The organism is Streptomyces sp. NPDC091282, from assembly GCF_044757385.1.
Lineage (GTDB): Bacteria > Actinomycetota > Actinomycetes > Streptomycetales > Streptomycetaceae > Streptomyces > Streptomyces gramineus.
Genome location: NZ_JBIVUX010000002.1, coordinates 754,536 through 773,298, shown reverse-complemented (window position 1 = coordinate 773,298; position 18,763 = coordinate 754,536). Strand labels below are relative to the sequence as shown.

Below are 18,763 nucleotides of genomic sequence, written 5' to 3'. Positions count from 1 at the left end.
GATTCACTTCCTAAGCGTGCGGTACGCGGAGACGAGGGCGGTGGTGGACGGGTCGAGGCCGGGGACGTCCGCGCCCTCGGTGAGTGCGGGCTCGATGCGCTTGGCGAGCACCTTGCCGAGTTCCACGCCCCACTGGTCGAAGGAGTCGATGTTCCAGACGGCGCCCTGGACGAACACCTTGTGCTCGTACAGCGCGATGAGCTGGCCGAGCACCGACGGGGTCAGCTCACGGGCCAGGATCGTCGTGGTCGGGTGGTTGCCCTGGAAGGTGCGGTGCGCCACCTGCTCCTGCGCGACGCCCTCCGCGCGGACCTCCTCCGGCGTCTTGCCGAAGGCCAGCGCCTGCGTCTGGGCGAAGAAGTTGGCCATCAGCAGGTCGTGCTGGGCCTTGAGTTCACCGCTCAGCTCGGCGACCGGCTCGGCGAAGCCGATGAAGTCCGCCGGGATCAGCTTCGTGCCCTGGTGGATCAACTGGTAGTACGCGTGCTGCCCGTTGGTGCCGGGCGTGCCCCACACCACCGGACCCGTCTGCCAGTCCACCGGCTCGCCCTCGCGGTCCACCGACTTGCCGTTGGACTCCATGTCCAGCTGCTGGAGGTAGGCCGTGAACTTGGAGAGGTAGTGCGAGTAGGGCAGCACCGCGTGCGACTGGGCGTCGTGGAAGTTGCCGTACCAGATGCCCAGCAGGCCCAGCAGCAGCGGTGCGTTGGCCTCGGCCGGCGCGGTGCGGAAGTGCTCGTCCATCAGGTGGAAGCCGTCGAGCATCTCCCGGAAGCGGTCCGGGCCGATCGCGATCATCAGCGAGAGGCCGATCGCCGAGTCGTAGGAGTAGCGGCCGCCGACCCAGTCCCAGAACTCGAACATGTTGTCCGGGTCGATACCGAAGTCCGTGACCTTCTCGGCGTTCGTGGACAGGGCCACGAAGTGCTTGGCCACCGCCTTGTCGTCGCCGCCGAGGCCGTCCAGCAGCCACGTGCGCGCCGAGGTCGCGTTGGTGATCGTCTCGATGGTGGTGAAGGTCTTCGAGGCGACGATGAAGAGCGTCTCGGCCGGGTCCAGGCCGCGGGTCGCCTCGTGCAGGTCGGCGCCGTCCACGTTGGAGACGAAACGGACGGTGAGGTCGCGGTCGGTGAAGCTGCGCAGGGCCTCGTAGGCCATGGCGGGACCGAGGTCGGAGCCGCCGATGCCGATGTTGACGACGTTCCTGATGCGCTTGCCGGTGTGACCGGTCCACTCGCCCGAGCGGACGCGGTCGGCGAAGCCGCTCATCTTGTCCAGGACCGCGTGCACCTGCGGGACGACGTTCTCGCCGTCGACCTCGACGACCGCGTCCCGCGGCGCGCGCAGCGCCGTGTGCAGGACCGCCCGCCGCTCGGTGACGTTGATCCTCTCGCCGCGGAACATCGCGTCCCGCAGCCCGAACACGTCGGTCGCGGCGGCCAGTTCCCGGAGCAGGGCGAGGGTCTCGTCGGTGACCAGGTGCTTGCTGTAGTCGATGTACAGGTCGCCGACCCGCACCACGTACCGCTCGGCGCGGTCCGGGTCCGTCGCGAACAGCTCGCGCAGGGCCGGCCGGCCCTCGGCACGGTGGTCCTCCAGCGCGGTCCATTCGGGCCGCTCGTTGAGCCGGGGGGTGTCAGGCATCGGAAGACGTCTCCTTGGTGCCCTCGCCGCGCAGGGCGATGGCGTACATCTCGTCGGCGTCGAGGCGGCGCAGCTCCTCGGCGATCAGTTCGGAGGTGGCGCGGACCTTCAGCGCGAGGGTGCGCGGCGGCTGGCCCGGCAGGGTCAGGGTGGCCAGCGGGCCCTCGGGGCGGTCGATGACGATGTCGCCGCCCGCGGTGCCGAGCCGGACGGCCGTGACGACCGGGCCGGGGGAGACCACGCGGTCCACCTTGACGCCCAGGCGGGCCTCCAGCCAGCGGGCCAGGAGTTCGGCGCTGGGGTTGTCCGCCTCGGCCTCGACGGCGGCCGAGATCACGTCGGACCTGGCCTGGTCGAGGGCGGCGGCCAGCATGGACCGCCACAGCGTGAGCCGGGTCCAGGCCAGGTCGGTGTCGCCGGGCGCGTAGTTGCGGCCGCGCGCGTCGAGGACCTCCATCGGCCGCTCGACGGCGTACAGGTCGGTGATCCGGCGCTGGGCGAGGGCGCCGAGCGGGTCCTTGGACGGGTTGTCGGGTGCCTCCACCGGCCACCAGACGACGACCGGGGCGTCCGGCAGCAGCAGCGGCAGGACGACCGAGTCGGCGTGGTCGGAGACGTCGCCGTAGGTCCGCAGCACGACCGTCTCGCCGGTGCCGGCCTCGGAGCCGACCCGGACCTCCGCGTCCAGGCGGGAGGCGGTGCGGTCGCGCAGGGTGCGCGCGTGCCGCTTGATGACGACCAGGGTCCGCGAGGGGTGCTCGTGCGAGGCCTCCTCGGCGGCCTTGATCGAGTCGTAGGCGTTCTCCTCGTCCGTGACGATCACCATCGTCAGGACCATGCCCACCGCGGGGGTTCCGATGGCGCGGCGGCCCTGCACCAGCGCCTTGTTGATCTTGCTTGCCGTGGTGTCGGTCAGGTCGATCTTCATGGCCTGCGCCAGCTCCGTCCGTCTCGTGCGAGCATCTCGTCGGCTTCCTCGGGTCCCCAGCTGCCCGACTCGTACTGCGCGGGCCTGCCGTGCTCGGCCCAGTACGTCTCGATCGGGTCGAGGATCTTCCAGGACTCTTCCACTTCCTGGTGACGGGGGAACAGGTTGGCGTCACCGAGGAGCACATCCAGGATGAGCCGCTCGTAGGCCTCGGGGCTGGACTCCGTGAACGACTCGCCGTACGCGAAGTCCATCGACACGTCCCGGATCTCCATGGACGTGCCCGGCACCTTGGAGCCGAACCGGACCGTCATGCCCTCGTCCGGCTGGACGCGGATGACGATCGCGTTCTCGCCCAGTTCCTCGGTGGCCGTCGAGTCGAAGGGGGAGTGCGGGGCCCGCTGGAAGACCACCGCGATCTCGGTGACCCGGCGGCCCAGCCGCTTGCCGGTGCGCAGGTAGAAGGGGACGCCCGCCCAGCGGCGGTTGTCGATCTCGACCTTGACCGCGGCGAAGGTGTCGGTCTTCGACGTGGGGTCGATGCCGTCCTCCTGGAGGTACCCGATCACCTTCTCGCCGCCCTGCCAGCCCTCGGCGTACTGGCCGCGCACGGTGTGCTCGCCCAGGTCCTCCGGCAGCCGCACCGACTTGAGGACCTTCAGCTTCTCGGTGAGCAGCGCGTCCGCGTCGAACGCGATCGGCTCCTCCATCGCGGTCAGCGCCATCAGCTGGAGCAGGTGGTTCTGGATGACGTCACGGGCGGACCCGATGCCGTCGTAGTACCCCGCACGGCCGCCGATGCCGATGTCCTCGGCCATCGTGATCTGCACGTGGTCGACGTAACTGCGGTTCCAGATCGGCTCGTACATCTGGTTGGCGAAGCGCAGCGCCAGGATGTTCTGGACGGTCTCCTTGCCCAGGTAGTGGTCGATCCGGAACACCTGGTCCGGGTCGAACACGTCGTGCACGACCCGGTTGAGGTCCTGCGCGGAGGCCAGGTCGTGGCCGAACGGCTTCTCGATGACCGCCCGCCGCCAGGCGCCGGGCGGCGGGGTGGCCAGGCCCACCTTCTTCAGCTGCTGCACGACCTTCGGGAAGAACTTCGGCGGCACGGAGAGGTAGAAGGCGAAGTTGCCGCCGGTGCCCCGCGAGCCGTCCAGCTCGTCGACGGCGTCCTTGAGCTGCTTGAACGCGGTGTCGTCGTCGAAGTCGCCGGGGATGAACCGCATGCCCTCGGCGAGCTGCTGCCAGACCTCCTCGCGGAACGGGGTCCGGGCATGCTCGCGCACCGCGTCGTGGACGACCTGCGCGAAGTCCTGGTCCTCCCAGTCCCGGCGGGCGAAGCCCACGAGCGAGAAGCCCGGCGGCAGCAGACCGCGGTTGGCCAGGTCGTAGACGGCCGGCATCAGCTTCTTGCGGGACAGGTCACCGGTCACACCGAAGATGACCAGGCCGGACGGCCCGGCGACCATCGGCAGCCGCCGGTCGCGGGCGTCCCGCAACGGGTTGTCCCAGTCGGCCGCGGGCACCACCGGCACCCGCACCTCCTTGTCCTTCTCGCTCATTACGCGTCAACTCCCTTGCTGTTCAAGGACTTCGTGACGGCGTCCAGCAGCTCCTGCCAGGCCGCCTCGAACTTGGCGACGCCCTCGTCCTCCAGCTTGCCCACGACCTCGTCGTAGGAGATACCGAGCCGCTCGACGGCCGCCAGGTCGGCGCGGGCCTGCTCGTAGCCGCCGGTCACCGTGTCGCCGCGGACGTCGCCGTGGTCGGCGGTGGCGTTCAGCGTGGCCTCCGGCATGGTGTTGACCGTGCCGGGCGCGACCAGTTCGTCGACGTAGAGGGTGTCCTTGTACGACGGGTCCTTCACGCCGGTGGAGGCCCACAGCGGGCGCTGCCGGTTCGCGCCCGACGACTCCAGGGCGCTCCAGCGGTCGCCGCCGAAGACCTGCTCGTAGGCCTCGTAGGCCAGGCGGGCGTTGGCCAGCGCGGCCCGGCCCCGCAGGGCGAGCGCCTCGTCGGTGCCGAGGACGGTCAGCCGCTTGTCGATCTCGGCGTCGACGCGGGAGACGAAGAACGAGGCCACCGAGTGGATCGCGGACACGTCCAGGCCCTTGGCGGCGGCCTGCTCCAGACCGGCCAGGTAGGCCGCCATGACCTCGCGGTAGCGCTCCAGGGAGAAGATCAGCGTGACGTTGACGCTGATGCCCTGGGCGATGACCGCGGTGATCGCGGGCAGACCGGCCTCGGTCGCGGGGATCTTGATCATCACGTTCGGGCGGTCGACCAGCCAGGCCAGCTGGCGGGCCTCGGCGACGGTGGCCACCGTGTCGTGGGCGAGCCGCGGGTCGACCTCGATGGAGACCCGGCCGTCCCTGCCGTCGGTGGCGTCGTACACCGGGCGCAGCACGTCGGCGGCGGCCCGCACGTCCTGCGTCGTCATCATGCGCACGGCCTCCTCGACCGTGACGCCGCGCACGGCCAGGTCGGTGAGCTGCTCCTCGTACCCCTCGCCGGAGCCGATGGCGGCCTGGAAGATCGACGGGTTCGTGGTCACGCCCACCACGCCCCGGCCGGCGACGAGCGCGGCGAGGTTGCCGGTGCTGATCCGCTTGCGCGACAGGTCGTCCAGCCAGATCGAGACGCCCTCGTCGGACAGGCGCTTCAGTGCTCCCGCGGTGGCGGTTGCTTCGGTCACAGTGATCATCTTCCTCTACTGAACTGTTTCTGGCTGGTGGATCAGGCGGTACGGGCGGCCGTGCGGGACTCGCGGGCCGCCGCGGCCACGTGCTCGGCGGTGAAGCCGAACTCGGCGAACAGGGTCTTGGCGTCGGCGGAGGCGCCGAAGTGCTCCAGGGAGACGATCCGGCCGGCGTCGCCGACGTAGCGGTACCAGGTCAGGCCGATCCCGGCCTCCACGGCGACCCGCGCCTTCACGGACGGCGGCAGGACGCTCTCGCGGTACTCGCGCGGCTGCTCCTCGAACCACTCCACGGACGGCATCGACACCACCCGGGTGCCGATCCCCTCGGCCTCCAGGAGGTCCCGCGCCTCGACAGCGAGGTGCACCTCGGAACCGGTGGCGACGACGATCACCTCCGGGGTCTCGGTCGACGACTCGCGCAGTACGTAGCCGCCCTTGGCCGCGTCGGGGTTCGGCGCGTACGTCGGCACGCCCTGGCGGGTCAGTGCGAGCCCGTGCGGGGCGGGACGCGTGGCGTGCCTCTTCAGGATCTCGGCCCAGGCCGCCGCGGTCTCGTTGGCGTCGGCCGGGCGGACGACGTTCAGGCCGGGAATCGCGCGCAGCGAGGCGAGGTGCTCGACCGGCTGGTGGGTGGGGCCGTCCTCGCCCAGACCGACGGAGTCGTGGGTCCAGACGTAGGTCACCGGGAGCTGCATGAGCGCGGCCATCCGGACGGCGTTGCGCATGTAGTCGGAGAACACCAGGAAGGTGCCGCCGTAGATCCGGGTGTTGCCGTGCAGCGCGATGCCGTTCATCTCGGCGGCCATCGAGAACTCGCGGATCCCGAAGTGGACGGTACGGCCGTACGGGTCGGCCTCGGGCAGCGGGTTGCCCTTCGGCAGGAAGGAGGACGTCTTGTCGATGGTGGTGTTGTTCGAGCCCGCGAGGTCCGCGGAACCGCCCCACAGCTCGGGCAGCACCTGCCCGAGCGCCTGGAGGACCTTGCCGGAGGCGGCCCGGGTGGCGACGGCCTTGCCCTCCTCGAAGACCGGGACCTCGGCCTCCCAGCCCTCGGGGAGCTGGCCGGCCACGACCCGGTCGAAGAGCCGCGCGTGCTCCTCGTTCCCGGTGCGCCACTCGGCGACGGCCTTGTCCCAGGCGGCGTGCGCCTCGGCGCCCCGGTCCAGGGCCCGGCGGGTGTGGGCCAGCACCTCCTCGGCGACCTCGAAGGTCCGCTCCGGGTCGAAGCCGAGCAGGCGCTTGGTGGCGGCGATCTCGTCCGGGCCGAGGGCGGAGCCGTGGGAGGCCTCGGTGTTCCGCGCGTTCGGGGCGGGCCAGGCGATGATCGTCCGCATGGCGATGATGGAGGGGCGCTCGGTCTCGGCCTGCGCCGCCTTCAGGGCCGCGTGCAGGGCGTGCACGTCGACGTCGCCCTCGGCGGTGGGCTCGATGCGCTGCGTGTGCCAGCCGTAGGCCGCGTACCGGCCGAGGACGTCCTCGGAGAACGCGGTCGCGGTGTCGCCCTCGATGGAGATGTGGTTGTCGTCGTAGAGGAAGACCAGGTTGCCGAGCTTCTGGTGGCCGGCCATCGAGGAGGCCTCGGCGGAGACGCCCTCCTCCAGGTCGCCGTCGGAGACGATGGCCCAGATCGTGTGGTCGAAGGGGGAGGTGCCTTCGGGGGCCTCCGGGTCGAACAGGCCGCGCTCGTAGCGGGCGGCCATCGCCATGCCGACCGCGTTGGCGACGCCCTGGCCGAGCGGCCCGGTGGTGGTCTCCACGCCGGCCGTGTGGCCGTACTCGGGGTGGCCGGGCGTCTTGGAGCCGTGCGTGCGGAAGGCCTTGAGGTCGTCCAGCTCCAGCTCGTACCCGGCGAGGAACAGCTGGGTGTAGAGGGTGAGCGAGGTGTGTCCGGGGGAGAGGACGAAACGGTCCCGGCCGGTCCACTCCGGATCGGCGGGGTCGTGGCGCATCACCTTCTGAAAGATCGTGTACGCGGCCGGGGCCAGGCTCATGGCGGTGCCGGGATGCCCGTTGCCGACCTGCTGCACGGCGTCCGCCGCGAGCAGGCGCGCGGTGTCCACGGCACGCCGGTCCAGGTCGGTCCACTCGAAGCCGTCTGCTGTCTGCGTGCTCATCTTCAAGAAGTCCTCGTTCGAAGCGTTCTGGCTGGCCTGACGCGTTCAAAAGTAAAAGTCTGACTTTTTGGAAGGAAGGTCGGAGTGTGTCAGCCTGTGGTGAAAGTGGGACACGGATCTTCGACAGGGACGGCACGAGAAGGACATGGCGGACAGAACGCCCGAAGGGACGGGCGACGGTGACGGAATCAGGACCTTCCCCTTCCCGGTGGATCTGAGCGTCGGCGGCGTCGGCATACAGGTCGGCCCGATGGGGACCGGACGCGTATGGCACGCGGATGCCCCCCTGGAGCGCGTTCACCGCATCGACTTCCACGTGGTCATGCTCTTCGCCTCGGGCCCGGTCCGCCACATGATCGACTTCGCGGAGTACGAGGCGCACGCCGGCGACCTGCTCTGGATCCGCCCCGGACAGGTCCACCGCTTCTCGCGGACCTGCGAGTACCGCGGAACCGTCCTGACCATGCAGCCCGGCTTCCTGCCGCGGGCCATCGTCGAGGCGACCGGCCTCTACCGCTACGACCTGCCGCCCCTGCTCCGTCCCGACGCGCCGCAACTCGACGCGGTCCGCGCCTCGCTGGCCAACCTCCAGCGCGAGTACGAGGACGACCGGACCCTGCCCCTGAGCCTGCACACCTCGGTCCTGCGGCACTCGCTCACGGCGGTCCTGCTGCGGCTCGCGCACCTGGCGGCCAGTTCGGCGGAGGCGGCCCGCCGCCAGGCCGACACCACCTTCACCCTGTTCCGGGACGCGGTGGAGAAGGACTTCGCCGGCAACCACAGCGTCAGCGCCTACGCCGACGCCCTCGGATACTCCCGCCGCACCCTGGTGCGCGCGGTGCGCGCCGCGACCGGCGAGACGCCGAAGGGCTTCATCGACAAGCGGGTCGTCCTGGAGGCCAAGCGCCTGCTGGCCCACACCGACGTGCCGATCGGCCGGGTGGGCGTGGCCGTCGGCTTCCCGGACGCGGCGAACTTCTCCAAGTTCTTCCATCTGCACACGGGCCAGAGCCCGGTGGCGTTCCGGGCGGAACTGCGCTGACACGGCGACGGCGCCGGGGCGGACCCCGGCGCCGCGTGTCCCGCCTCCCGCCGTCAGTGGCCGAAGTCGAACCAGTTCACGTTCACGAAGTCCGCCGACTGGCCGCTGCTGAAGGTCAGGTAGACGTCGTGGGTGCCCGTCACCGCGCTGATGTTGGCCGGGACCGTTCTCCAGGTCTGCCAGCCGCCGGTGTTGCCCACCGCGAAACTGCCGACGGGCGCGTTGCTCCGGCTGTCCAGGCGGACCTCCACGAGCCCGCTGACCCCGCTCGCGGCGCCGCTCGCCACCCGCGCGTTGAACTGGGTGGCCGCCGACGAGCCGAAGTCGACCCCCTTGTACAGCGCCCAGTCGCCGCCCGTGACGTAACCGATGTCCTGGCCGCCGCCGGTGTCGGTCGTCGCCTCCGTCGTGACGCCGGACTGGCTGTCGTAGGACTCCGCCTGGATGGCGCTGTAGGCGTCACGGTTGCCGGACGGCGGCGGCGTGGTGCCACCGCCGCCGCCGGTGGTCTGGAGCACCTGCACGTAGTCGACGGTCATCGGGTGGCCCGGCTCGGTGGTGCTGTAGGGGCCGCCGCCGAACGCGCCCGGGAAGCCGCCGCCCATCGCCACGTTCAGGATGACGAAGAAACCGTGGTTGGTGGCGTTGGACCAGGTGGTCGCGTCGACCTGATTCGCCGTCACCGTCTGGTAGGTGACGCCGTCGACGGAGAAGCGGATCGCCTCGGGGCTCACCGAGCGGTCCCACTCCATCGTGTAGGTGTGGAAGCCGGACTGGCAGGTGCTGCCGGGGCAGGAGGTGGAGTTGCCGAGGCCGGTGGTCTCGTTGCAGGGGCCGCCGGGGCTCGAACCGCAGTGCATGGTGGCCCACGTGGTGTTCAGGCCCTGCACGTTCTCCATGATGTCCAGCTCGCCGACGGACGGCCAGTTCTGGTAGTTGCCGCGGAACGGCGCCCCGAGCATCCAGAACGCGGGCCAGTACCCCTGCGCCGCCGTCCCGGTGACATTGGGCATCTGCAACCGCGCCTCGACGCGCAGCTTTCCGCCGGCCGGCGGCTGGAAGTCGGTGCGGGTGGTCTCGATGCGGCCCGACGTCCAGTTGCCCGACGCGTCGCGGCGCGGGGTGATCAGCAGGTTGCCGTTGCCGTCGAGCGCGACGTTGTTGGTCGACGAGGTCATCGTCTCGACCTCGCCGGTGCCCCAGTTGCCTGCGCCGCCGGGATACGAGGTCCCGGTGTCGTACTGCCAGTTGGAGGTGTTGACGCCGGTGCCCGCGGCGCCGTTGAAGTCGTCGAGGAAGACCTGGCTCCAGCCGGACGGCGTGCCCGGCGCGGACGCGCTGGCGGGCAGGGTGGCGGTCGTGGCGGCCGCGGCCGCCAGACCGATCGTGGCGAGCACGGCGACAAGGGCGCGGGTGAGGGGACGCCGCCGCCGTCCGTGGTCCGCGGGGGAGATACCGGAGGTTTCACTCATGGGGTGCCTCTCGGATACGGAGTGGGGGTGCGGGTGCCTTCGAGAACGCTTCCGAGCCACGCTTGAGAGCGCTCTCACGGCGCGCCCAATGTGCTCTCCGCGTCTGCGGCCGTCAAGAGTCAAAGCAAAGAATCTCCCTGCCCGCCACGGGAGTTCAGGCAGTGAAGAGGCCCGCGGGTCACACGGCACGGCCGGCCTTCCGGCGCGGCCGGGACGGGTTCGGCCGTTGCGCCCGTCGGACGCTGCCGGCGCCCGTGACGTCATGCGGCCGACACAGCCGAGACCGGCGTTCCGGTCGGCGGACACGAGGCCGGACGCCGAGGAGTCGCCGTGCACGAGATGTGAATCCCGGGGGCGGTCCACGAGATTCCGGGAGGAGCGAGGGGGCCGGCCCGGAACGGCCGGGCGAGTCGACCGGAACCCCGGTTGTCCGCGCCGCCGTTCGTGAACAGAGTATGAACGCCCGACCGGCGGCCTGAGTTTCCGGTGAGATCCCCCTCCCGGAGTGGCCTCCCCACCTGCCCGATCGGAAGAGTGAAGAAGCAGTACGCCGATCCCCGCCGGAGGTATTCCGTGACCGACGTCCGCAAGCGGCAGAGCGTGGCCATCGTAGGAGCCGGAGCGGCGGGCACCCTCACCGCCGTCCAGCTCTGCGAGACGGCGCACCGCCGCCGGACCCCGCTCGACCTCGTCCTGATCGACCCGGCCCCGGAGGCGGGCCGGGGCACCGCCTACGCCACCCGTGACCCACGGCACCGCCTGAACGTGCCCGCCGGCAACATGAGCGCCTACCCGGACGACCCCGGGCACTTCCTGCGCTGGCTGTGCCGGCACGGTGAACCCACCGTCACCGGGGCCGACTTCGCCACCCGCTACCGCTTCGGCGCCTATCTCGCCGACACCCTCGGCCAGGCCCTGGTCCGCGCCCACGGCACGGTCGCCGTCCGAAGACTGCGCACCCGCGCCGAGTCCTGTACCGGCACCCCCGACGGCCGGGTGGAACTCCACCTCGCCGGCGGGGAGTCCCTGGTGGCCGACGGCGCGGTCCTGGCCACCGGCCCCGCCGGGGCCACCGGCGGCTGGGCCCCGGCCGCCCTGCGCGCCTGCGACCGGTTCGTCGGCAGCCCGTGGGCGCCGGGCGCCCTGGACCCCGTACGGGACAGCCCCGAGGACGTCCTGCTGGTCGGCACCGGTCTGACCGCCGTCGACCTCGCCCTCACCCTGGACCGTCCCGGACGTGCCGTGCACGCCCTGTCCCGCAGCGGGCTGCTGCCCCAGCCGCACGCCCTCGGCCCGGCCGGTGCCATGCAGGCCCCGGAGGACCTCGACGACACCTCGCTCGGCCGGCTGCGCCGCGCGGTCTACCGGCAGCTGAGCCGCTCGGTGCGCACCCACGGCGACTGGCGTCCCGGTCTGGACAGCCTCCGCCCGCACACCGCACGGCTGTGGCGCAGCCTCACCCCCGAGGAGCGCGAGGAGTTCCTGGCCCGTGAGGGCGCGCTGTGGAACACCCACCGCCACCGGATGGCCCCCGCCACCGCCGAACACGTCTCCCGCGCCCGCACCGCACGCCGGCTGCACGTCCACACCGGCACCGTCGCCGGTGTCAGCGCCGGCGAATCCGGCCGTCTCACCGTCGAGTTGTCCAACGGCCAGGTGGTGGAGGCCGGCTGGGTGGTGGACTGCACCGGCCCCGGCCGCCGCCTGGACACGCCCCTGTGGCAGGCCCTGTTCGCCGCCGGACTCGCCGTCCCCGGCCCCCTGGGCATGGGCGCGGCCACCCGGGACGGGCGGCTCGTGGACGCCGCGGGACACGCGGCGCGACCGCTGTTCACGCTCGGCGCCCCGCGCCGCGGCGAACTGTGGGAGACCACGGCGATCCCCGAGATCCGCGTCCAGGCCGCCGAACTGGCCCAGCGGCTGCTGCCGCCGCCCCGCACCAGGCGCGTCCTGCGGCGGCCCCTCGACGGCCACGGGCTGCCGCTCTCCACGCACGCCGAGGCGGCCGCCGCCTACCGGGCCGGTCTCGACCGCGTCCTCAAGGTGCGCTCGGGCGCCGAGGACGCCCTCGCCCGCGCGGTCGCCCTCGACCCCGGCTTCGCCCTCGGCCACGCCGCCCTCGCGCTGCTCGGCCACGAGTGCGCGGCCGCCGTCGACGTGCCCCGCGCCCTGGCCGACGCCCAGCGCTCGGCACGCGAGCGGGCCGACGACCGCGAGCGGTCCTTCGTGGACGTGGTCACCCGCCGGGTGACCGGCGACGACGGGGACACGGCGCTCGTCGGGCATCTGCGGGAGCACCCGGGGGACGCGCTGGCGCTCGCGGCGGCCGTGCCCACCATCGCGTTCTCCGGAGTGAGCGACCTCCAGGACGACGACGCCCTGCGGCTGCTGGACCTGACCTCGCCCGCCTACGACGGGCACTGGTTCCACACCTCGCTGCTGGCCTTCCTGCGCCAGGAGCAGGGCCGGCTGCACGAGGCGGGCGAACTGGCCCACCGCGCGCTGGCCGTGGAACCCGCCTCCGGGCACGCGGTGCACGCGCTGGCCCACGTCCACTACGAGTCCGGGGCGCACGAGGCAGGCCGGGACTGGCTGGAGAACTGGGTGGCCGGACGCGGGCGGGGCGCGGTGCACCGGGCCCACTTCTCCTGGCACATCGCCCTGCACGAACTCGCCCTCGACGACCCGGCCGCGGTCCGCCGCCGCTGGTTCGCGCAGCTCGCGCCGGGCCGGGTGCGCGGGGTGCGGGCGCTGGTGGACTCCGGGTCGCTGCTGTGGCGGGCCCGGCTCAGCGACAGCTGGGACGGCGACCTGCCGGCCGCGGACGTCCTGGACTCGGTCGCCCGGGACGTGCTGGAACGGCCCGCGACCGCGTTCACCGCGCTGCACGCGGCCGTCGCCCTCACCGCCGCCGGCGACCTGCCCGCGCTGCGCAGACTGCGCGACCACGCGGCCGCCGCCGACCCGGTGCAGCGGGAGGTGATCGCGCCGCTCTGCGAGGCCTTCGCCGACCTCGTCGAGGAACGCTTCCGGGAGGCGGCCCGTGGCCTCGACGCCCTGCTGCCGGTGCTGCGCAGGGTCGGCGGCAGCGCGGCCCAACGGGAGGTCGTGGAGGAGACGCTGCTGTACGCCCTGGTCGCGGCCGGCCGCTGCGACGCGGCCCGGCGCCTGCTGGACGCCCGCCTCGACCGCACCCACGCCCCGCGCGACCGCCGGCTGCGTGCCGGGCTGCCCTCCTGAACGGACCGGGCCGGACAAAAGCGGTGGCGCCGCTTCCGTCCGGCCCGGTACGGGGCTCCTCCCGCGCAATCAGCGTTCGGCGCCCTGGGTCTCCTGCAGCCTGGTGCCGACCGCCGGGGCGGCCACCGGCTTCGGGGCGCTGCGCGGCCGGTCGGCGAGCTTGAGCCAGACCACTCCGACGATGATGACGCCCAGCCACAGCGCCTGGACCGCGGTGAGCGCCTCGTCGAAGAAGACCGGACTCAGCAGCGCCGCACCGGCCGACCCGATGCCGGCCCACACGGCGTAGCCGATCCCGACGTCGATGGTGCGCAGCGCGACGCTCAGCGCCCAGAGCGTCAGCAGGAAGAAGACGACGGCGACCAGCGACCACGTGAGGCGGGTGAAGCCGTGGCTGCCGCCGACGGAGAGCGCGTAGCCGACCTCGAACGCACCGGCGAGGAGCAGCATGAGCCAGGAGTTGGCCGAGGAGTGCTGGGTGTCGGACATGGGAGGAGTCCTTTCGTGACAGGAGGGCTGGTGACGCCGGGAAACCTCAGGCGGCACCGCTGAGCTGCAGGCCGACGACTCCGGCGATGATGACGAGGATGCCGAGCGCCTTGCGCCAGTCCAGGCGCTGGCCGAAGACCGCCGCTCCGAGCAGCGTGATGCCGACGCCCGCGACGGACGTCCAGATCGCGTAGCCCACGCCGACGTTGAAGGTCAGCAGGGCCTTGCTCAGGAAGTAGGTGCCGATCGCCCCGCTGACCAGGGTGACGATCGTCCACCGGCGGTTCTTGAAGCCCTCGGCCTTGCCGGCGGCGATGGCCACGGTGATCTCGAAGATGTCCGCGATGGCGAGGTAGAGCCACTGCATGGGATGTCCTTTCGTTCGACGGCGGCCGGCGGCGCGGAGCCGGCCTGCTTCGGGGTCCGCCGCGGCCGCGCGGGGTGACGGGTACGGCGGGGCGGCGTCAGGGCGGCGGCCGGCCGGGAGGCGGGACGGCCGGGCGAGCGGCCCGTGCGTTGCCGGGTCAGCAGCCGTCGGTGCCGCAGGCGGCACCGCGGGCGACGGCCTGTTCGGCCTGCGTGTCGAGCACGGCCTTGCGGATCTGGGCCGCGGCGGGAACGCCCTCGATGCGGTGGCGGTCGCCGACGACGAGCGTGGGGACGACGGAGACCCGGTACGCGGCGGCGGTCCGCAGCGCCTTTTGGTGTGCCCCGGTGTAGGTGCCGTCCCGCAGGGCCGCGCTGAAATCGGCCTCGTCCAGCCCCAGTTGGGAGGCGATGGCGGTCAGGACGTCGGGCCGGCCGATGTCCCGGTCCTCCTGGAAGAAGGCGCGCAGCACGCGCGGGGTGTACGCGGCGCCGACGCCGTGCTCGGCCGCGTACTGGTAGCCCTCGAACGCCAGCCGGGTGTAAGGCTGCGGTGAGACGGTGGGCAGGGTGATGTCCACGTTCATCCGGCGGGCCATCGGATAGACCGAGCGCGCCCAGACCGACGGCAGGTACTCGTCCTCGGGGCGCAGCGTGGGGGCCGGGTGGGGCCGCAGTTCGAAGGGCATCCACTCGATCTCGACGTCGAGGTCGCGGGTGGCCTCGTGCAGCGGGACCTCGGCGAGCATGCAGAACGGACAGACGTAGTCCGACCAGACCTTGACGGTGACCGTGCCGGTGTCCGTGCCGTTCACGTCAGCCTCCGGTTCAGCGCCAGGAACTCCTCGAAGGGCAGCGTTCCTTCGGGGACCGGCAGCGAGGTGACCTTGACCGGCCAGTTCGCCGGGTCCTCGGCGAAGACCGCGTAGGAGCCCGAGTAGTCGAAGCCGTACCGTGCGGCGGTGGTGCGGTCGGCCACGTGGACGATGTGGCCGACCCTGAAGTACAGCGACGCCAGGTAGCACAGGGCGCAGGGTTCACCGGAGGCGATCAGTGTGGCCCCGGCGACGGCGTACGCGCCGTGTTTCGCGGCGGCCGCGCGCAGCGCGACCACCTCGGCGTGCGCGGTGGGGTCGTCGTCCTCGCGGACCCGGTTGAAACCGGTGCCGAGGATCCTGCCGTCGTCGACCACCACACCGGAGAACGGGATGCCGCCCTCGGCGACATGTTCGCGGCTGAGCCGTACCGCCTCACGGGCGTACTCGGTCAGCCGGCTCTCAGGGATCTCGGAAGGGGACATCGTCGCTCCTCGGCTCAGGCCGTGGTCACGCGCGGCAGACACCGCGCGGAGGACTGCGGGCGGGCTAAGCCCCGGGAGGGGTTGGTGCTGGCCATGAGAGCCTCGATAGTTGTTTGTACGTGCATGTTATTGGAGTGCGCATGATCTGAGAGAAAATTCGAGTGGAGGCCTAAAGCTTGCATGAACATGTATCTTGTTGTCAAACGCGCCGCCGAGAGGGAGCTGCCCATGACGACCACGATCTCCTACCCGTCGGCCGCCTCGTCCGACCAGGCCATGTGGGGGAGGGTCCTGGCCCTGCACGCGCACGTGGAGCGTCAGCTCACCCAGGCGCTCCAGCGCCGGCACGGCATAGGCCTCTCCGAATTCCGCGCCCTGGAGTGTCTCGTGCAGGCCAAGGACGGAGAGCTGCGCATGCAGGAACTCGCCGACAAGGTGGGGCTGGGGCAGAGTTCGGTGACGCGTCTGGTGGCCCGGCTCTTCGCGGCCGGCTTCGCCTTCCGGGACCTGTGTCCCGACGACAAGCGCGGTGTCTACGCCGTCATCACCGACGAGGGCAGGCAGCGCTACACCGACGCGCGCGGCACCTACTCCGAGGTCCTCAGTGCGGCCCTGAACACCGCGGGTGCCGTTCCCGAACTGGCCGGCACGGTCCAGGCGCTGCGCAGCGCCCTCTGACCGGCACCCCGTCCGGGCCCGTCCGGCTCCGCCCGGTGCGGACCGTCTGCCGAAAGCCGTCCCCAGGGACGGCTTTCGGCGTTTCCCCCTCGCCCTCGCCCTCGCCCTCGCCCTCGCCCTCGCCCTCGCCCTCGCCCTCGCCCTCGCCCGCTCTCCGGAGCCCGTCCCCGTCCCCGTCCCCGGATGAACGCCCGGTGCGCGCGGCCCGCGCTTCCTTAACCGCAGCGACACCTCGGCGGGACGCGTTTCAGCGGCCCGAAACACATAGTTCATCAAGCAAATTCGACCCCTCGGCAGGCGCCGCGATCCGGTGATGTGCGTCACTGATTTCAGGCTCATGTACATGCTTGACTCTGCATGCATCGCATGTACGGTTAGTCGCGGATCGATCACGGGGGAGTGATGCGGGGCCGGCCGACGGCCGTCGGGCTCCGCGGGTTCTTGGCGCGATTCGAGCGCCGTCACCCCCTTCAGCATGTCGCTCTCGCATGGACGGATGCACGAATGGGGGAAGACTGTGCCTTCACCACGCCTCTTCGACGCGCTCGCCGCGCACGCCCGGCGCCGGCCCGACCAGGTCGCCCTGATCCGGGGCGAGCGGCAGGTGACGTACCGCCGACTGGTCGGCCTCGCCGAGGAACTGGCCGGCGTCCTGGACGGTCTCGGGCTCGACAGGCGACAGCCGTTATGTGTGCCCGCGCACAAGACGCCCGAGGCGATCGCCCTGTTCATCGCGGCCTTCCGGGCCGGATACGCGGTCCTGGCGCCCTCGCCCGAGCTGGGCCTCACGGCCCGTGCGACGCTCGCCGCGCAGGCCCGGTGCTCCCGGACGCTGACCGTCGACGGCCAGGGCGTCCTCGACACCGCACCCGTAGTCCCCGACGAGCCGGCCGCCCGGGACTTCGACACCGCGGACCCCGCGGCGGCGCCCCTGCTGCTCACCACCTCCGGCTCCACCGGCACGCCGAAGATCGTGCCCATCCCGGGCGACGGCTTCGAGCGGTTCGCCGACTGGGCGGCCGGCCGGTTCCGCCTCACCGCGCACGACACCCTGCTCAGCTACGCGCCCCTGAACTTCGACCTCTCCCTGCTCGACGTGTGGACGGCGCTGCGGGTCGGCGCCCGGGCCGTTCTCGTCGAGCAGGAGTCAAGCGCGGACGCCCGTCACCTCCAGGACCTGATCACCCGGCACGAGGTCACCTTCGTCCAGGGCGTGCCGATGCTCCACCGGCTCCTCGCCCAGGACGGCGCCGTGCACCCGACGGTCCGCACGGCCGTCTTCACCGGGGACGCGCTCCCCACCACGCTGCTGCGGCAGTTGGGCACGACCTTCCCCGGCGCCGGCCTCCACAACGTCTTCGGCTGCACCGAGACCAACGACAGCTTCCTGTACGACGCCGACCCCCGGCACACCGGTGACGAGATCCCCGTCGGCAGGCCGCTGCCCGGCGTACGCGCCCTGCTCGTGGACGGCGACGGACGCACCCTCGACGGTCCTGGCACCGGCGAACTCCTCGTGAGCACGCCCTTCCAGACCTCCGGCTACCTGCAACGCAGCCGCAACGAGGGGGTGTTCGTGGCCGCGCCCGACGGCGGCGACGAGGTCTTCTACCGCACCGGCGACCTCGTCACCCGGGACGCCGACGGCCTGTACCGGCTGCGCGGACGCACCGACTTCCAGGTCAAGGTCCGCGGGGTGCGGACCAACGTGCAGGAGGTCGAGAACGTCCTCGCGGCCCACCCGGACGTCGCCGAGGCCGCCGTCGTGGCCATCCCCGACCCGGAGGCCGGCTACCGGCTGCACGCCCAGGTGACCCGGCGGCCCGGCACCGCGCTCACCTCGCTGCGGCTGCGCTCGCACAGCGCCGCGCGCCTGCCCCGCCACGCCATCCCGTCCTCCGTGCACGTCGGCGACGCCCCGCTGCCGCGCACGTCCACCGGAAAACCCGACCGCAACCTCATCAAAGCGGCACGAGAGAAGGGAAATCCCGCATGACCTCCCTGGCGGACGACATACGCGGCTACGTGGTCGGCGAGTTCCTCGACGGCGAGGACACGGCCGACCTGACCGCCGACTTCGACCTCATCGACAGCGGCGTGGTCGACAGCCTCGGCGTGGTCCGGATCGTCTCGTACCTCTCCCGGACCTACGCCATCCCGGTCGACGACATCCCCCTGACCCCGGACAACTTCCGCAGCATCGGCGCCATGGCGGCGTTCGTCGAGACCGCGACGAAGACCGCCGCCTGAGCCGGCGCGCCGGAAGAAGGACCGGAGCACCGACCGGAGCGCTTCCACAAGATCCTCCGGAAGAACCCCTCACACCCAAGGAGACAGCAATGATCGTCCGCAGCACCAGCGAGCTCGTCGCCATCGAGTGGGGCAACGGCACCAGCCACCGCCTGCTCACCGAGGCCGACGGCATGGGCTTCACTGTGTGCGAGACCCTGGTCCGCAAGGGGACCACGAGCGCCCTGCAGTACCGTCGGCATCTGGAGGCCTGCTACTGCACGGGCGGCTCCGGCGAGGTCGTCGCCGCGTCCGGTGAGCGCTACAAGATCACAGAGGGCACCATCTACGCCCTTGACGAGAACGACGCGCACTACCTCATAGCCTCCGAATACGAAGACCTCAGACTCGTCTCCGTGTTCAGTCCGGCCCTGCGCGGCGACGAGGCGCACACCCTGTCTCCCGACGGCTTCTCCCAGTACTGAGTTCCGCGATCCGGGGCCCGACCAGCCGGTGGCGGCGCGGGCCCCGGCCCCGACCAGCGACGTACCGGAAGG

At 71.8% G+C, this 18,763-nt stretch carries 16 protein-coding genes; 6 read left to right on the top strand and 10 right to left on the bottom strand.

The window, feature by feature from the left end:
- Nucleotides 1–3: 3 nt before the first annotated feature.
- The 5 genes from pgi to tkt are packed head-to-tail and all read right to left on the bottom strand — an operon-like array spanning nucleotide 4 to nucleotide 7,390.
- The gene (gene pgi / locus ACIQOE_RS10585; protein WP_401410921.1) at nucleotides 4–1,644 is read right to left on the bottom strand and encodes a glucose-6-phosphate isomerase; all 1,641 of its coding nucleotides are present in this window, start codon (nucleotides 1,642–1,644) and stop codon (nucleotides 4–6) included.
- Complete coding sequence (gene opcA / locus ACIQOE_RS10580; RefSeq protein ID WP_351314912.1) at nucleotides 1,637–2,572, bottom strand: glucose-6-phosphate dehydrogenase assembly protein OpcA; 936 nt, start codon at nucleotides 2,570–2,572, stop codon at nucleotides 1,637–1,639. The genes pgi and opcA overlap by 8 nt, the downstream gene beginning before the upstream one ends.
- A complete protein-coding gene (zwf, locus tag ACIQOE_RS10575; protein WP_351314909.1) occupies nucleotides 2,569–4,137 on the bottom strand; it encodes a glucose-6-phosphate dehydrogenase in 1,569 nt (522 codons plus the stop codon). Before zwf ends, opcA begins: the two co-directional genes overlap by 4 nt.
- Complete coding sequence (gene tal, locus ACIQOE_RS10570) at nucleotides 4,137–5,279, bottom strand: transaldolase (RefSeq protein ID WP_365568482.1); 1,143 nt, start codon at nucleotides 5,277–5,279, stop codon at nucleotides 4,137–4,139. Before tal ends, zwf begins: the two co-directional genes overlap by 1 nt.
- Before the next feature lie 32 nt (nucleotides 5,280–5,311).
- Nucleotides 5,312–7,390 (bottom strand): transketolase, encoded by a 2,079-nt coding sequence (gene tkt, locus ACIQOE_RS10565; protein WP_401410918.1) that lies wholly within the window; start codon nucleotides 7,388–7,390, stop codon nucleotides 5,312–5,314.
- 145 nt (nucleotides 7,391–7,535) lie between these two features.
- Between tkt and ACIQOE_RS10560 the strand changes: the two genes are divergently transcribed.
- Nucleotides 7,536–8,432, top strand: a complete 897-nt coding sequence (locus tag ACIQOE_RS10560; RefSeq protein ID WP_401410916.1) for a helix-turn-helix domain-containing protein — start codon at nucleotides 7,536–7,538, stop codon at nucleotides 8,430–8,432.
- 53 nt (nucleotides 8,433–8,485) lie between these two features.
- Here the strand turns inward: ACIQOE_RS10560 and ACIQOE_RS10555 are convergent, their stop codons facing one another.
- Nucleotides 8,486–9,904 carry a glycoside hydrolase family 16 protein gene (locus ACIQOE_RS10555; RefSeq protein WP_365557606.1) on the bottom strand — a complete coding sequence of 473 codons (1,419 nt, stop codon included), beginning with the start codon at nucleotides 9,902–9,904 and terminating at the stop codon, nucleotides 8,486–8,488.
- 573 nt (nucleotides 9,905–10,477) lie between these two features.
- Between ACIQOE_RS10555 and ACIQOE_RS10550 the strand changes: the two genes are divergently transcribed.
- Complete coding sequence (locus ACIQOE_RS10550) at nucleotides 10,478–13,144, top strand: FAD/NAD(P)-binding protein (RefSeq protein WP_401410914.1); 2,667 nt, start codon at nucleotides 10,478–10,480, stop codon at nucleotides 13,142–13,144.
- 69 nt (nucleotides 13,145–13,213) lie between these two features.
- On the opposite strand, the gene ACIQOE_RS10545 is transcribed toward ACIQOE_RS10550, so the two are convergent.
- The 4 genes from ACIQOE_RS10545 to ACIQOE_RS10530 form a co-directional block, all read right to left on the bottom strand.
- On the bottom strand, nucleotides 13,214–13,633 hold the full coding sequence (locus tag ACIQOE_RS10545; protein WP_351314892.1) for a multidrug efflux SMR transporter: 420 nt from the start codon (nucleotides 13,631–13,633) through the stop codon (nucleotides 13,214–13,216).
- A 46-nt stretch (nucleotides 13,634–13,679) separates the two neighbouring features.
- Nucleotides 13,680–14,000, bottom strand: coding sequence for an SMR family transporter (locus ACIQOE_RS10540; RefSeq protein WP_351314889.1), 321 nt, complete (start codon nucleotides 13,998–14,000; stop codon nucleotides 13,680–13,682).
- Between the two features lie 157 nt (nucleotides 14,001–14,157).
- On the bottom strand, nucleotides 14,158–14,814 hold the full coding sequence (locus ACIQOE_RS10535; protein WP_401410911.1) for a DsbA family protein: 657 nt from the start codon (nucleotides 14,812–14,814) through the stop codon (nucleotides 14,158–14,160).
- Nucleotides 14,811–15,299, bottom strand: coding sequence for a nucleoside deaminase (locus ACIQOE_RS10530; protein WP_351314883.1), 489 nt, complete (start codon nucleotides 15,297–15,299; stop codon nucleotides 14,811–14,813). Before ACIQOE_RS10530 ends, ACIQOE_RS10535 begins: the two co-directional genes overlap by 4 nt.
- Before the next feature lie 228 nt (nucleotides 15,300–15,527).
- Here ACIQOE_RS10530 and ACIQOE_RS10525 point away from each other — a divergent pair, with 228 nt between their 5' ends.
- The 4 genes from ACIQOE_RS10525 to ACIQOE_RS10510 all read left to right on the top strand — a co-directional run bounded on the left by ACIQOE_RS10525 (nucleotide 15,528) and on the right by ACIQOE_RS10510 (nucleotide 18,691).
- Nucleotides 15,528–15,977 carry a MarR family transcriptional regulator gene (locus ACIQOE_RS10525; RefSeq protein WP_351314880.1) on the top strand — a complete coding sequence of 150 codons (450 nt, stop codon included), beginning with the start codon at nucleotides 15,528–15,530 and terminating at the stop codon, nucleotides 15,975–15,977.
- Nucleotides 15,978–16,494: 517 nt separating this feature from the next.
- Nucleotides 16,495–17,973 (top strand): AMP-binding protein, encoded by a 1,479-nt coding sequence (locus ACIQOE_RS10520; protein ID WP_401410909.1) that lies wholly within the window; start codon nucleotides 16,495–16,497, stop codon nucleotides 17,971–17,973.
- Nucleotides 17,970–18,227, top strand: a complete 258-nt coding sequence (locus ACIQOE_RS10515; RefSeq protein WP_351314874.1) for a phosphopantetheine-binding protein — start codon at nucleotides 17,970–17,972, stop codon at nucleotides 18,225–18,227. The genes ACIQOE_RS10520 and ACIQOE_RS10515 overlap by 4 nt, the downstream gene beginning before the upstream one ends.
- 89 nt (nucleotides 18,228–18,316) lie before the next feature.
- Nucleotides 18,317–18,691, top strand: a complete 375-nt coding sequence (locus ACIQOE_RS10510; protein ID WP_351314871.1) for an ectoine synthase — start codon at nucleotides 18,317–18,319, stop codon at nucleotides 18,689–18,691.
- The last annotated feature ends 72 nt before the right edge of the window (nucleotides 18,692–18,763 follow it).